The organism is Gemmatimonadaceae bacterium (assembly GCA_036273715.1).
GTDB lineage: Bacteria > Gemmatimonadota > Gemmatimonadetes > Gemmatimonadales > Gemmatimonadaceae > JADGGM01.
This window is the reverse complement of record DASUHB010000011.1, coordinates 184,464-198,109: the sequence shown is the minus strand read 5'-3', so window position 1 is coordinate 198,109 and position 13,646 is coordinate 184,464. Positions and strand designations below refer to the sequence as shown.

13 protein-coding genes are annotated in these 13,646 nt (G+C 70.0%); 3 read left to right on the top strand and 10 right to left on the bottom strand.

Annotated elements, in window-relative coordinates; all coding sequences use genetic code 11:
• Window positions 1-4: 4 nt before the first annotated feature.
• From VFW04_02040 to VFW04_02015, 6 genes are all read right to left on the bottom strand, one after another.
• Complete coding sequence (locus VFW04_02040) at window positions 5-613, bottom strand: Ig-like domain-containing protein (protein HEX5178085.1); 609 nt, start codon at window positions 611-613, stop codon at window positions 5-7.
• A 70-nt stretch (window positions 614-683) separates the two neighbouring features.
• Complete coding sequence (locus VFW04_02035; GenBank protein ID HEX5178084.1) at window positions 684-1,373, bottom strand: hypothetical protein; 690 nt, start codon at window positions 1,371-1,373, stop codon at window positions 684-686.
• Complete coding sequence (locus tag VFW04_02030; GenBank protein HEX5178083.1) at window positions 1,370-1,918, bottom strand: isoamylase early set domain-containing protein; 549 nt, start codon at window positions 1,916-1,918, stop codon at window positions 1,370-1,372. Before VFW04_02030 ends, VFW04_02035 begins: the two co-directional genes overlap by 4 nt.
• Window positions 1,911-2,432: a sigma-70 family RNA polymerase sigma factor gene (locus VFW04_02025; GenBank protein ID HEX5178082.1), complete on the bottom strand. Its 522-nt coding sequence runs from the start codon at window positions 2,430-2,432 to the stop codon at window positions 1,911-1,913. The genes VFW04_02030 and VFW04_02025 overlap by 8 nt, the downstream gene beginning before the upstream one ends.
• 62 nt (window positions 2,433-2,494) lie before the next feature.
• The gene (locus tag VFW04_02020; GenBank protein ID HEX5178081.1) at window positions 2,495-3,613 is read right to left on the bottom strand and encodes a glycogen-binding domain-containing protein; all 1,119 of its coding nucleotides are present in this window, start codon (window positions 3,611-3,613) and stop codon (window positions 2,495-2,497) included.
• A gap of 367 nt (window positions 3,614-3,980) precedes the next feature.
• Window positions 3,981-4,484, bottom strand: coding sequence for a hypothetical protein (locus VFW04_02015; GenBank protein ID HEX5178080.1), 504 nt, complete (start codon window positions 4,482-4,484; stop codon window positions 3,981-3,983).
• Between the two features lie 175 nt (window positions 4,485-4,659).
• On the opposite strand from VFW04_02015, the gene VFW04_02010 reads away from it, so the two are divergent.
• Window positions 4,660-5,004 (top strand): PadR family transcriptional regulator, encoded by a 345-nt coding sequence (locus VFW04_02010; GenBank protein ID HEX5178079.1) that lies wholly within the window; start codon window positions 4,660-4,662, stop codon window positions 5,002-5,004.
• A gap of 13 nt (window positions 5,005-5,017) precedes the next feature.
• Window positions 5,018-7,669 (top strand): ABC transporter permease, encoded by a 2,652-nt coding sequence (locus VFW04_02005; GenBank protein HEX5178078.1) that lies wholly within the window; start codon window positions 5,018-5,020, stop codon window positions 7,667-7,669.
• On the opposite strand, the gene VFW04_02000 is transcribed toward VFW04_02005, so the two are convergent.
• Genes VFW04_02000 through VFW04_01990 form a run of 3 tightly spaced genes read right to left on the bottom strand, consistent with a single transcriptional unit; the run spans window position 7,666 to window position 8,772 of the window.
• Window positions 7,666-8,187 carry a LiaF domain-containing protein gene (locus tag VFW04_02000; protein ID HEX5178077.1) on the bottom strand — a complete coding sequence of 174 codons (522 nt, stop codon included), beginning with the start codon at window positions 8,185-8,187 and terminating at the stop codon, window positions 7,666-7,668. The genes VFW04_02005 and VFW04_02000 overlap by 4 nt on opposite strands.
• A gap of 1 nt (window position 8,188) precedes the next feature.
• Window positions 8,189-8,485 carry a hypothetical protein gene (locus VFW04_01995; GenBank protein ID HEX5178076.1) on the bottom strand — a complete coding sequence of 99 codons (297 nt, stop codon included), beginning with the start codon at window positions 8,483-8,485 and terminating at the stop codon, window positions 8,189-8,191.
• Window positions 8,482-8,772, bottom strand: coding sequence for a hypothetical protein (locus VFW04_01990; GenBank protein ID HEX5178075.1), 291 nt, complete (start codon window positions 8,770-8,772; stop codon window positions 8,482-8,484). The genes VFW04_01995 and VFW04_01990 overlap by 4 nt, the downstream gene beginning before the upstream one ends.
• A gap of 256 nt (window positions 8,773-9,028) precedes the next feature.
• Here VFW04_01990 and VFW04_01985 point away from each other — a divergent pair, with 256 nt between their 5' ends.
• Complete coding sequence (locus VFW04_01985; protein HEX5178074.1) at window positions 9,029-10,981, top strand: M1 family metallopeptidase; 1,953 nt, start codon at window positions 9,029-9,031, stop codon at window positions 10,979-10,981.
• 11 nt (window positions 10,982-10,992) lie between these two features.
• Here the strand turns inward: VFW04_01985 and VFW04_01980 are convergent, their stop codons facing one another.
• Window positions 10,993-13,506: an ABC transporter permease gene (locus VFW04_01980; protein ID HEX5178073.1), complete on the bottom strand. Its 2,514-nt coding sequence runs from the start codon at window positions 13,504-13,506 to the stop codon at window positions 10,993-10,995.
• Between the last annotated feature and the right edge of the window lie 140 nt (window positions 13,507-13,646).

Sequence of the window (13,646 nt, the reverse complement as noted above, 5' to 3'; positions counted from 1 at the left end):
TGCGTTAGGCGCCTCGCGGCGCGGCGCTGTTGGTGTCCCCCGGCACCGCGGTATCGGGTGGCGGTGGCGGCGGCGGCTGGTACGAGCTGTCGGGCGCCGTGCCACTGTCGGGCGGTGGCGGCCGATGCGTGCTGTCCGGCACGGTGCCGGTATCGGGCGGCTGCGCCGGCTGATTCACCGCCGTGTCCACGATCGCAACCTCGGCGGAGTCGTTCACGCCATCTGCGCTGGCGAAAATCGCGACCACGCCAAGTCCAACACCGTGCACAAGGCCAGTGTCGCTGACGGTCGCGATGTGATCATCCGATGAGCGCCACGTGATCTTGACCGCCATCGGTGTGCCGTTCGTATCGTAAAGGGTTGCGTGAAACGCGAGATAGTTGTGCAGTTGCAGCGACGCCGCCTGTGGCGTGATGGTGAGCCACCGAACGTGCCCGGTGCTCCCGTGCGAGCTGGTGTCGCCGGTCGTCGTGCCGGACGAATCGTTGCCGTCGGTCCCGCCGCTGGTCGACACCGCTTTTGTCGGCGACGCAACGGAGTCGCTGCCGCAGGCCACGGCCGCCACGACGGCGACGGCGGCGGCGAACGTTCCTACCCAGACCATTCGATGCATCGCTCGGCCTCCTGAGCACTGTGTTGGAATGACGTCTCCGGCCGGTGATACCTCCGGTCCTGCACTGACGTCACGCGCCCGATGGCTGCGCGTCGGGAGGCGGCGAGGGAGGATGTGGCGCGCCGGGCGCGCCGAGCTGCTGCACGTTGGTGCGCACGCGAGTCGTGACGGCTGCTTCGGGTGTTTGGCCGTCGCGGATGTCCGCTTCGACTTCGCTGCGCAGCGTCACGAACCGCGACTCGGGCGCGCCGAGCCGCAGGAGCTGTTCGATGGATTGCGACGCAAGGGCGGGCGGGACGCCTTTGGCGACGAAGTCGACGAGCGTGACCAGCGCGGTAGCCAGGGCGGGCGCGCCCGCGGGCGCAGCGCCGGCTTCGCCTAACGAATGGAGCGCGGCGGGCGTGACACCGGCGCGCAGCGCGCTGGCGCCCGCGTCGAGCAGCGACGCATCGGCGACGGGCCCCAGCGCGGCGCGCGCCTGTCCTAACGCACCGGACAGCGAGCGCACGGCGTCCACGATGCGCGCGTCGTCCGCGCCTTTGAGCACGCCCTCGGCCGCCTTGGCCGCGAGCGGCGCCGTGGGCAGGCCGGCGGCGCGCGCCGAGTCCATCAGTGCCGTGATCTGCGCTCGGGCGGCGGCGCCGAGGCGAGCGGGGAGGGCCGGCTCCGCCGTCTGTGCCGGCAGGCCGCCCGCAGCGCAACCCGCGATGCCTAACGCGAGAGCGACTTGGCGCGCCCGTCGGATGAGTATGCCGGTCACGACCCACCTACCAGCACGACGGAGTTCGGCACGCCGAAATCGTCGGCGCCGGATTCGGCCGCCGACGAGTCGCGCGCCAGGCGCCCGTCGACGACGAACGCGTACGCATACCGGCCCGGCGTGAGACCCACGTCCACTTCCCACGTGCGGCCATCCGGCATCCGGTGCAGCGGCAACCCCGAGGGGTTCCAGCCGTTGAAGTCGCCGACGATGGACACGTGCACCGCGCCCGGCGCCTCTACCGAGAAGCGCACCGGCAGCGTCGACGGTCGGACGATACCGTTTTCCGCCGCGACGATGTCGCCGGCGCGGTCCGGCCGGATGCCTAACGATAGGGACGCGATCGCCGCGCCGGCGATCATGCACGCCGCGCACGCCGCCACCGCAACCCACGGGCGCACGGTCCACCCGCGGGAGGGGCCGGCTTCCGCCGCCCGCACCACCGCGTCACGCCACGCCTCACGCGGGACCGGTTCGTCCCGCAGGAGCCGCGTCGCGCGCTCCAACGCCCCCGTCAGCTCATCGTCGTCGCGTTGCTCACTCATAGCCATCCTCTCGAAGCAGCACTTGCAATCGATCGCATGCGCGCCGGACCCGCATCTTGAGCGCCGACACGCCGGCGCCGGTGATCGCCGCCATCTCGTCGTAACTCAACATCTCGACGTGCTTCAGCACGAACGCTTCCCGCTGCGCCGGATCGAGCTGGGCCAGCGCGCGCTCGATCGTGTCGCGCAGCTCGGCGTCGCCCTCGTCTCGCCCAACGGCCCGCTCCACGGCGGCGCCGTCGATGACCACACGCGACGTCCGCCGATGGCGATGCAACAGCGCGGTCCGACACCGGTTCGCGAGGATGCTCATGACCCAGGTGCGAAAACGCATCTGCTCGTCGTAGCGCGCCAGCGCACGATGCGCGCGCACGAACGCTTCCTGCGTCACGTCTTCCGCGTCCTCGCGACTGCCTAACATACGACTCGCAAAGCGGAGACACGCCGGTGCATGACGGTCCACCAGCATCCCGAACGCCGCGGGGTCGCCTGCGAGGACCGCGCGAACGAGCATCGCATCCGTCATCTCCACCGGGTTACTACCTTCGCACCCGGGCGGCGGTCACGCGTCACCGATCAGCGGACGTCGATGATGCCGGTCGTGCCGCCGAAGTCGTCCGGCACGGCGGGGATGCCGGGCGGCGCAAACCACGCACCGCCGTTCACGCGCAGGCTGACGTGGTGCACGCCCGGCTCGAGCGCCATCGTCGCGTGCCAGCGGCCGTGGCCATCCTCTTCGAGGTCCACGGGCGTCCACGCATTGAAGTCGCCGGCGATCTGGACACTCGACGCCTGCGCGGCGCCGTACGTGAACGTGAAGCGGTGATCGCCCGCCGGCTGCACGCTGAGTACTGACGCCGGCGTTGGCGGCGCGATGCGCTCGGTCGGCGCGCCGCGCACGGGCTGCACTCGCACACCGACGCTCACGAACCGCGAGCCGGGGATACCGAGCCCGATGCGTGCCGGCGACGTGCCGGCGGCAACGTCGAGACTGAAGCCGTGGGGCAGATCGATGCTGCCGCCCGCCTGCGCCCACGTCGCGGCAGGGAACGATTGCACCGGCGGCCGGGCGCCGACGAGCGCGCTGAGGCGCATCCGGCCAACCGCCCACTCCGCGCTCGCTTCGAGCTCCGACCAGATCTGCACGCTCGACGGCGTGGATCGATGCCTAACTGTGTCCACCCGGAACGCGCTGCCCCCCGGGACCGAGCTGCCGGGAGACGTGTTGCCCGGATACGGGACTAGGCCGCTGTCGGTGACGAACTCGGTGTCGACCGAAATCTCGAGGCTGCCCGGCTGTCCCGTGAACCGCAGCGCGTGCTCGGCGAGTCCGAGCTTCAAGGTGACCGGACCGATCGAATGCCACGCCGCGGCCTGCAGCGCGAACACCGGCGACAACGAGTCGGCCTCCACCGTGCGCTGGGTGGAGAGGCCGAGCGACGCGCCGCCCGCGGACGTGCCGGCCGACGCCGTCATGCCTAACGACAGGAGCGTGCGCGGCGCCGCCCACGACATGTTGCGCCCCACGCCGCCGGCTGCGCTCAGTTGGACGGCCCCGGTGGTGATCGGCACCACCGACACTCCGATGTTGGCTCCGGCGGCGTACTGCCCGGCGACGGGCGGCGCCGCGGACACAGCACCCAAGAGACAGACGGCGGCGACCACGGGCATGGCGTGCGAGAGCACCTGCGGCATGGCGACTCCTCCGGTTCGCGCCGAGCTGGAGCAAGCATGGCGCCGACGAACGCTACGGGCAAGCACGCGACGCCTCCGGGCCGCTCGCGCACCCGCGCGGATGTACTACCCCCGCACCAGGTCCCGACGTCACATCGCGAACTGCGGCCGGGATGGTCCTCGTGCCTCCAGACGCGACCCGCGCAGCGAACCCCCGCCTGGTACGCTCAATGGTTTCCACTATCCGCGGTGACGGCGATGGGTTCCGCGGCCGCGTCGGAACCCGACGTCGGCGACCGCCGCCTTCCCCCAGGCTCACGGTCCGAAGGCGGCTTCACCGCGGCCAGCGGCATGCTCGGCCTGGACCCGGGCCGGCCGGGACGCCCGCCTAACGAACCCGGGTGAACACCGCGTTGAGCGGCACGTGCGCGCCGGCAAAGCCGCCCGACATTCCGGTCAACGTCAATCCCGACGAATCGGCGCGCGCCTGCACCGACTGCACGAACGCGCGCGTCACGAAGTCGTCGGGCTCGAGCGCAATCTGTCCCCCTTGCACCGTGTACCGACCGGACCCGGTGATCACGTGCGGGTCGGGTCCCGGCGAAAGGCCGGGGATCGGAAAGGGAAGGGACGGCGCTTTCGTCCACCGCACCGTCACCTTGTCGGTGTACGAGCTGTCCGCGGCGAGCATGATGCGCGCGCTGTCGACGCTCCCGGCGACGACGGAACCGGCGAGCAGGAATTGAAATGGGATGGGCGGCCGAGCCGACGCAGCGCGCGAGAGAACGTAGGCGCCGGTCGGCAGCGCAGCCGGGCGAACCGCCCAACGAGCGGTGGCCGCTGTGGCGGCGAGGCACAGCGCGACAGGTGCGATGGCGAATCGAAGGCGCATGTCCGGGGTCCGTGGTCTGAGCACCTCCAAGATACACGCGCGGCGGTCCCGGGTTCACGGGACAGGCCCGTCGCCGGCGGACGCGGCCACTCGCGTCGGCGGCCTCCCCTTGACGTTCTGGGCAAGCGATCACATACTCGACCGTCACCTAGACGCTCTAATGGAGATGGCCGACATGGCCGCTGCTTCCGTCGCGCTGTTGCAGGGCACCCTCGACGTGATCGTGCTCAAGACGCTGAGCTGGGGGCCGATGCACGGCTTCGGCATCGCGCGATGGATCCAGCAGACGACCGATGATGCGCTGCGGGTGGAAGAGGGCTCGTTGTATCCGGCCCTCTACCGCATGGAGAACCGGGGCTGGGTGCGGTCGCAGTGGCGCATCACCGACAACAAGCGCCGCGCCAAGTACTATAGCCTGACCCCGGCTGGACGGCGCCAGCTCGAGGCGCAGCGCAGCAGCTGGTCGGCCTTCTCCGCGGCCATGGGACGCATCATGGACGCCACGAGCCAACCCGCCTAACGCTTCGATGTCCATGCCCAACGACGAGCCGCGGTGGCGGCGCTATCTGCGGTTCTGGCGGTCGGACCCGGCTGCCGACGTCGACGACGAGCTGCGATTCCACCTTGAGTCGCGCGTCGCCGAGAATCTGGCGGCGGGCATGTCGGCGGATGAGGCCCGCCGCGCGGCGGCGGAGCGGTTTGGCGACGTCCACGCGGTCGAACGCTCGTTGGCGTCGCTCACGCGCGAGCGTGAAACGGTCGAGCGGCGTCTGGCCTGGGGGCAGGTGATCGGCCAGGATCTCCGCTACGCCGTCCGGCAGATGGCGCGCAACCCGGCGTTCACCGCCGTCGCGGTGCTCACGCTGGCGTTAGGCATCGGCGCCAATACGGCGATTTTCAGCGCCGTCTACAGCGTGCTGCTGCGGCCGCTGCCGTACGCGCACGCTGGCCGGCTCGTCGAGCTCCGCGAAGGCGCGCAGGGCGGCGGCTCGATGAACGTCACCGCCGGGAATTACGAGGTGTGGCGGCAGCGCGCGCCGCGGTTCGCGGCGTTAGGCGCGTACTGGTACGGAGCGTACACGCTCACCGGGATCGGGGCGCCGCAGCGGCTCTTTGGCCTCGAGGCGTCGGCGGACTACTGGCGGGCGCTCTACATTCCCCCGGCCCTCGGCCGCTACTTCGGTCCGGCCGCGGACCTACCGGGCGCGCCGCACGTCGTCGTCCTGTCGCACGCGCTGTGGACCACCACCTTCGCCTCGGATCCGCACATCGTTGGGCGGATGATCACGCTCAACGGCGACCCCTACACCGTGGTCGGCGTGGCGCCGGCGGCGTACGCATTGCGCACGACGGCCCCCGAGATCTGGGTGCCGCTCGCGCTGACGCCGGCGCAGCGCGATGAGCATGCGGATCACGAGCTGACCGTCGTCGGCCTCGTACGCGACGGGGTCCCGGTCTCGGATGCCGTGCGCGATCTGACGGCAGTGCAGCACGAGCTCGCGCACGAGTATCCGCGCGGCGGCATCGATGGCAGCATCGTCGCGACCCCGCTCCGCGACAGCGTCGTCGGCGCCGTGCGGCCCTTGATGCTCGTGCTGTTCGGCGCCGTCGGCCTGGTGCTCCTCATCGCCTGCGGCAACGTGATGAATCTGCTGCTGGCGCGGGCGGCCGTCCGCCGGAAGGAAGTGGCCATCCGGAGCGCGCTCGGCGCGGCGCGCAGGCGCCTCATGATGCAGCTGCTCACCGAAAGCGTGCTGCTCGCCGGGTTAGGCGGAGTCGTGGGCATCGCCGTCGCGGCGCTCGGCTTGCACGCGCTCCTGCGCGCGAGCCCGCAAGGCATCCCGAGGTTGTTCGAGGCGACGCTCAACGCTCCAGTGCTTGTCTTCGCCGCGCTCGTCGCGCTGCTCTGCGGCATCGTCTTCGGCGTTTGGCCCGCGCTCCGCGCGACGCGCCTCGACCTCCAGCAAGCGCTCCGCGAGGGATCGCGCGACTCGACGTCGGCCGTGCGCGGATCGATGCGCACCGTGCTCGTCATCGCCGAAGTCGCGCTGTCGCTCGTGCTGCTCGTGGGCGCGGGACTGCTGGTGCGCAGCGCGTTCGCGCTGCAGCACGTCGCGCCGGGATTCGATCCGCGGGGACTGCTCACGGCCCAGGTCGCGCTGCCGGCAGCGCGCTATCCGACGGACAGCTCGACGATGGAAGCCTTCGAGCGGATCCGAGAGGCGGTGCAGGCGATTCCCGGCGCGTCGTCGGTCGCGCTCGTGTCGCGAATTCCGATTGTCGGGCTTGGCATGGATTGCCCCGTCTGGCGCGAGGGCAGCAACACGAACATCGAAAGCGGAGTCGACGCGAACGGCCGCAGCGCGACCGGGAATTATTTCTCGACGATGCGCACGCCGCTGCTTCGCGGACGCACGTTCGACGCCTCCGATCTGGCGGGATCGGCTCCCGTCGTCGTGATCAATGAAACGTTGGCGCATTGGCTCTACGGAAGCGCCGATCCGGTTGGCCGACGCCTCGCGCACTGCTCGGGCGGCAACCCGAAATGGCGCGAGATCGTCGGCGTCGTGGCCGACATGCGCGCGAGCGGACTCGCGGAAGCTCCGCCCAACGAAGTGTATTACCCGACCACCCAGATGCGGCTGTCGGCGATGAGCCTGGTGATTCGTGCCGCGGTGCCGCCGGCGTCGCTGGCGCCGGCCGTGCGCAGCGCGGTGGCCGGCGTCGACCCGGAGCTCGCCGTGTCGGGCGTCTCGACGATGGAGGAGATCATCGCGCGTTCGATGGCCACATCCCGATTCACGACCATGCTGCTCGGCCTGCTCGGCCTAACTGGGTTGGTGTTGGCGGCCGTGGGCATCTACGGCGTCATCGCGTACTTCGTGAGCCAGCGGGCGCACGAGATCGGCGTCCGCATGGCGTTGGGCGCGACGCGGCGCGGGGTGTCGCTCATGGTCCTCCGCCAGGGCGTGGCGCTGGCAGCAGCCGGGGTCGCCATCGGCCTCGTGGCATCGGTCGCCGCCACGCACGCGCTCGCCGGCATGATCTACGGCGTGAGCACGCACGACCCGGCCACGTTCCTCGGCGTGGCCGCGGTGCTGCTCCTGGTTGCCGCCCTGGCCAGCCTCGTGCCCGCGCACCGCGCCACCCGGCTCGACCCGCTCGACGCCCTCCGCGGCGGTTAGTCCGTTAGGCGCCCGGCGCGCCGGCGGCGCTCGAGCAGCCACGTCTTCCACCACGGCGTCGCAGTCGGATCCACCACGCGCACGTGCACCGAGCCCGCGAACGCGGTGCCGCTGATCCGGACCAGCGGCGCATCCGGCGACGCGAGCGACCCCGCCGAGGTCTTGATCTCGAACTCGCCCATGTTCGGGTTGCCCTCGCACACGACCCGAATCGTGTGCGGCACCACGATCTTCACCTCCCCGAGCACGCACAAGATCTCGATCGATGACACACCGGGCGCGAGCGCGACCTGCGTCAGATCCAGGTCCACCTGTCCCATGAACGACGCCACACGCGTCACCCGGGGCAGCTCCCACCGCCCGCACCGCGAAATGTGCGACATGACCGCGGACAGGCCCGACCGCGCCGGCACGCGATCGTCGGCGACGAGCACGGGACCCGCGGGCGCCTCCGCACCGGCAGCCGGCGCGGCCGCCATGATGCCTAACGGAAGGATGCGGCTCGGCGCTCCCCGCATGTCAGTGCGGCGTGGTGACGCGCGCCGCGGGTCGCGGCAAGGCCGTCGGATCGGCGGGACGCTGCGAGAAAACGTTGACCATGAATCGCTGTGACTCCGTCACACGCTCCACTTCGATCGCGGTGGATTCGACGATCTGCTCGATCCGCGACAACCGCGCCTCGAGCGCCGTGGTGTCCGGCGCCGGCGCCGTCGGCCGCTTGCGGCCCAAAAACGCAGTCACGACACGCGTGAACGCGATCAAGCAGCCGAGGCCAAACAAAAACGTGAGCAGGTCGGTCAACATGCTTTCAGTCATCGCCGGTCCTCCACCGCCGGAAGTTGTGCCAGGGCGCCATCCCGGCGCTCGGCCAGGAGACGCGCCGTAAATCGCTGCGCCTCACTCACGCGTTCGACCTCCACCGCGACGCTCTCCAATGACTGCTCGATGCGATCGAGCCGCGACACCATGCCGCTCGTGTCCACCGAGCCGCTCTTGAGCTTCGCCCGTGCGCGCGCCGACAACGCTGCGGCGATCATGCAGACCGACACGCCGAAGGTGATCACCGCAACACAGACCACCGTCATGATCTGCTCGCCGTTCATGTGGCCTCCTCGGATGGTCAAGCCCAAGATCCCCTACGCGGCATCACCGCGCCAGGTGTCAATGTCCGGTGAGCGTCGAGCGGCGCGTGCCCCACAGAACGATTGCGAGACGGCGCGCCGCGGTCCAAAATGAGTCGCCCGCGGTCTACATCCATTCACGATCTTGGAGCCCTTGGTGCGCGCAAATCGCTTGTCCGTTGCTGCCGTGTTCGCTCGTGCTGCCGCTCGTTTTGCGGCCACGCTCGCGGCGCTTTCAATGGCCGCGCTCAGTCTGCCGGCGCAGTCGAGGCCGTCGCCGGTCGTCGACCCCGCTGCCACCGTGCGGTCCGGCCGCCCGCTGCCCGGTCCCGTGTTCGAGTCGGCGGCATTCAGCCGGGCCGTGGCGCGCGGCACGCGCACGCGCACCGGCGAGCCGGGTGCATCGAACTGGGTGCAGCACGCGCGGTATCGCATCGACGCCTCGCTCGATCCCTCCGCCTCGCGCCTAACGGGACGCGAGTCGGTGGTCTATCTGAATCGCTCGCCCGACACGCTGCGGGCGCTTGCCGTGTATCTGCGTCAGAACGTGTTTGCCCCGGGCAGCCCGCGACGCGGCAGGCTGCCGATCACCGGCGGGGTGACGCTCTCGCGCGTCGCCGTGTCGGGTCGCGCGCTCACCGCCTCATCGGACAAAACGCGGCCCGGCTATGCGGTCGATGGCACCGTGATGTGGATCCGACTGCCCGCTCCCGTGCTTCCGGGCGACAGCGCGCACCTCGCGTTCGCGTGGTCGTATTCGCCGGCGCCGACGCCGTCCGACGGCCGTGAGGGACGCGATGGCCACGTGTTCTACATGGGCTACTGGTATCCGCAGCTCGCCGTGTACGACGATGTGAATGGCTGGGTCACCGATCCGTATCTCAGCGGCGCCGAATTCTACATGGACCCGGCCGATTACGACGTGCGCCTAACGGTACCGCACGGTTGGGTGGTGGGCGCGACCGGCCTGCTGGCGGATTCATCGGTCTATTCGGCGCGGACGCGCGCCCGGTTGGCCGAGGCGCGGCACACAGGACGGGTGGTCCGCGTGCTCACGCCGGGCGCCGACGCGGCCGCGGCGTTGGCGCCGGGCACGGGCCGCGCGACGTGGCACTACACGGCGCGCGACGTTCGCGATTTTGCATGGGGCACGAGCGACCAGTACGCGTGGGACGCGACCCGCGCCCTGGTTCCGCACGACAGCGGCGCGCCGCCCGACACGGTCGCCATCAACAGCTTCTTCCGTCTCACGCCCAAGGCCGCCGCCTGGTCGTTAGGCGGAGCGCGCTTCACGCGCGACGCGATCGAGCAATTGTCGGCCTGGCTCTGGCCCTATCCCTGGCCGCAGATGACGTCCATGGAAGGCGTGATCCAGGGCGGCGGCATGGAATACCCGATGATGACGCTCATGCAGTCGTGGGCCGACACGTTGTCGCTCGCGGGCGACCTGATGCACGAGACCGGGCACATGTGGTTCCCGATGCAGGTCGGATCGAACGAGACCCGGCACCCGTGGATGGACGAGGGCCTCACGCAATTCGACGTCGCGCAGTGCATGCGCGTGCTGTACGGGGAACCGCGCCAGGGCGGCCGGCCTAACGATTCCGAGCCCGGCCAGCGCAGCCTCTATCTCGGCGCGCTGCGGAACGGTCTCGACCAACCGCTCATGCGCTGGGGCGACCTCTCCGACAACGACCTCTACGTCATCAACTACTACGACAAGACCGCACAGGTGCTCGCCGCTCTGCGCGCCGTGATGGGCGCCGACAAGTTCCACCAGGCGCTCCGCGAGTACGGCCATCGGTGGATCGATCGGCATCCCTACCCGGTCGACTTCTTCAATACGTTCGACAATGTGGCCGGACGCGATCTGTCGTGGTTCTGGGTCACGTGGTTCTATCGGGCGTGGCCGCTCGATCAGGCCATCGCTTCAGTCACGCCCGATGGCGACTCGGTCGCGATCACGATCGAGGATCGCGGGTTGGCGCCCATGCCCGTTCCGTTAGTCGTGACGCGGGCCGGCAATGCCACCCAGCGGATCGACGTGCCGGTGGACGTCTGGCTGCACGGCGCGCGCACGTACGTCGTGCACGTGTCGCGCGAGCCGGCGATCACGCGCGTCCAGATCGACCCGCACGGCGAATTTCCCGAACTCGATGAGACGCATCTCGTGTGGACGGCGGCGCCGTAACCCCGGCGCGTTCACTCGTCGCGCAGGGCGATGGTCGGATCGAGCGCGGCGGCGCGTCGGGCGGGCAGCCACGCCGCCGCGGTCGCCACCAGCAGGAACACGATCGAAATCGCGATGTAGGTGGCGGGATCCGTTGGGCGGACGCCCACGAGCATCGTTGACATCGCGCGCGTGAGCAGGACCGCGGCCACCAGGCCGAACACAATGCCGATCGCGCTCAGGCGCACGCCCTGCGCGATGACCAACGCAAAGATGCTCTGGCTCGGCGCGCCGAACGCCATGCGCATGCCGATTTCCGCGGTGCGTTGGCGCACGACCGTGGACAACACGCCGTACAAGCCGACCGCGGCCAGGATGATGGCAATGCCGGCGAACGTGCCGATCAGGGCTAACGCAAACTTCGTGGGCGCCTCGGCCTCGTCGACGAAGCGCTGCATCGGCTGGAGCTCGGCGATCGACATCGTCGGGTCGAAGTCGTGTACGGTCGCGCGCACGAGGGGGGCGAGCGCCGCCGGGTCGCCGGTCGTGCGCAGGACCCAACGGGCGACGGCGCCCGACCCGACCTCGCCATCGCTCAGGAACAGCACCTCGCGACCCTCCGTCGCCAGCGATTCGTCGCGCTCGTGCGCAACCACGCCGATCACCGTGTACCACAACGGCACGTCCGTCACGATGCGCGCCAGCAAACGCTGCCCCACGGCATTCTGCCCGGGGAACGCGAGGGCGGCGAGCTTGTCATCGATGATGATGGTCTTGGCGGCGGTGTCGTCGTCCACTTCCGAGAAATCGCGTCCGGCGATGAGACGCGTCCGCATGGTCGCGAAATAGCCGGGAATCACGACGTGGACGTTCGCCTGCCTGAATTTGGCGGCATCGGTGAGCGCTTCGGCCGTGCCCCATCGCGCGTTGCCGATGTTGCCCTCGAGCGGCAGTTGCGAGACGGCGGTCGCCGATTGCACGCCGGGAATGGCGCGCAGCCGGTCGGCGAACGTTCTGACGAAGGTGGCGCGCTGCCGTGCCGCGTTAGGCCCGACCGGTGTTGGGCGGGTCGGGGTCGCGAAAAAGGTCAGCAGCCCGCCGGAATCGAAACCGGGATTCGTTTGCTCGAGCGCCACAAACGAACGGACCATGAGGCCGCACCCGATGAGCAGCACGAGCGACAGCGCCACCTCGGCCACGACGACGCCGTTGCGCATGAGCGCGCCGGCGCGCTGTCCCGTGGTGCGGCCGCTCGCGCGGAGCACGTCCATCAAATCGGGCCGCGACGCGCGGAGCGCCGGGACCGTGCCGAACACCAGCACCGAGAGGAGCCCCGCCACCACCGTGAAGCCGAGCACGGGCGGGTCGATCCGGATGGCGTCGAGGCGCGGCAGGCCGGCCGGCGCCAGGCGGACGAGCACCGTGATGCCTAACGCAGCCGCCCAGAGGCCCACCAGCGCGCCGCTGCCGCCCAGGAGCAGGCTTTCGAGCATCATCTGCCGCACCAGCCGGACGCGCGATCCGCCTAACGCTGAGCGGATCGCCAGCTCGCGCTCGCGGCTCGACGCGCGCACGAGGAGCAGATTGGCGACGTTGGCGCACGCGATGAGCAGCACGAACGCCACCGCGCCCATCAGCGCGAGGATCGCCGGGCGCTCACCCGACACCAGGTCGGCGTGCATCGGCTCCACGCGCATGGCGAGGCCGGCCGTGTTGAAGATCGCGAACTGCGCGCGCAGGTTGGCGGCGAAGGCGTCCATCTCCTGTCGCGCCTGGGCGAGCGTCGCGCCGGGCGCGAGACGGCCCACCACCCGCAGGAACACGTTGATGCGCGACGCCGCCGAATTGTCCCCAAAGTCGATGCGCTGCGCCACGTACACGTCCGGTGTGCGCTCGATGCCCGCGGCAGGCGTGAACAGGAGCTCCGATCCCGGCTGCGCCACGCCGACCACCTGCGCCTTGAGCCCACCCAGCTCCACACTCTTCCCGATGACGCTGGCGTCGCCGCCGTAGCGGCGCTTCCAGAACTCGTACGACAGGATCATCATCGCCGGCAGCGGCGGCCCCTGGGACGCGGCCTGGCCAGCGGTGGCGCCGTTAGGCGGCTGCGCCTGCGGCGTCGCATCCGCGTCCACGAAATCCCGGCCCATCACCACGCGTATCCCGAGCACCGAGAACAGGTTCGTCGTCACGAAGGCCGCCGGTACCTGCTCCGTCTCGTATCCGTCGCCGCCAACCGGAATCTTGGACATGCTCACGCCCGCCAGGGCGGAAAACGTCTTGGTGGTCGCACGGAGGTCGCGGAAATTGGCTGGCGACATCGGAAAGTTGGTCACGTTCCGATTGCGCATGTCGCCCCAGATGATCGCCAGCCGATCCGGCTGCGTGTACGGCAGCGGGCGCAGCAGTACGGCGTTCACCACCGAAAAGATCGCTGTGCTCGCGCCAATGCCGAGTGCTAACGTGACGATCGCCGTGAGCGCGAATGCTGGGTTCTTGCGCAGCATGCGGAACGCAACGCGCGTGTCCTTCAACAACGAGTCCATGCTGATCCTCGGTGCGCTTGGCGATGGGTGGGGCGATCCGCGAGAAACCGCGGCAGATCGCCGGGAGTCGCGTTACACGATGCGCGCCAGACGCACGGGCCCGCAACGCGTTGCGCCGCACAATCTTCGCACGTAGGCTT

Bases quoted from the DNA above. Each gene is read 5' to 3' on its own strand.
- VFW04_01980 (HEX5178073.1), bottom strand. From the start codon at position 13,506: ATGGACTCGTTGTTGAAGGACACGCGCGTTGCGTTCCGCATGCTGCGC.
- VFW04_02000 (HEX5178077.1), bottom strand. From the start codon at position 8,187: ATGCGGGGAGCGCCGAGCCGCATCCTTCCGTTAGGCATCATGGCGGCC.
- VFW04_02015 (HEX5178080.1), bottom strand. From the start codon at position 4,484: ATGCGCCTTCGATTCGCCATCGCACCTGTCGCGCTGTGCCTCGCCGCC.
- VFW04_01985 (HEX5178074.1), top strand. From the start codon at position 9,029: ATGGCCGCGCTCAGTCTGCCGGCGCAGTCGAGGCCGTCGCCGGTCGTC.
- VFW04_02025 (HEX5178082.1), bottom strand. From the start codon at position 2,432: ATGCTCGTTCGCGCGGTCCTCGCAGGCGACCCCGCGGCGTTCGGGATG.
- VFW04_01995 (HEX5178076.1), bottom strand. From the start codon at position 8,485: ATGACTGAAAGCATGTTGACCGACCTGCTCACGTTTTTGTTTGGCCTC.
- VFW04_02040 (HEX5178085.1), bottom strand. From the start codon at position 613: ATGCATCGAATGGTCTGGGTAGGAACGTTCGCCGCCGCCGTCGCCGTC.
- VFW04_02005 (HEX5178078.1), top strand. From the start codon at position 5,018: ATGCCCAACGACGAGCCGCGGTGGCGGCGCTATCTGCGGTTCTGGCGG.
- VFW04_02020 (HEX5178081.1), bottom strand. From the start codon at position 3,613: ATGCCGCAGGTGCTCTCGCACGCCATGCCCGTGGTCGCCGCCGTCTGT.
- VFW04_02010 (HEX5178079.1), top strand. From the start codon at position 4,660: ATGGCCGCTGCTTCCGTCGCGCTGTTGCAGGGCACCCTCGACGTGATC.
- VFW04_02030 (HEX5178083.1), bottom strand. From the start codon at position 1,918: ATGAGTGAGCAACGCGACGACGATGAGCTGACGGGGGCGTTGGAGCGC.
- VFW04_01990 (HEX5178075.1), bottom strand. From the start codon at position 8,772: ATGAACGGCGAGCAGATCATGACGGTGGTCTGTGTTGCGGTGATCACC.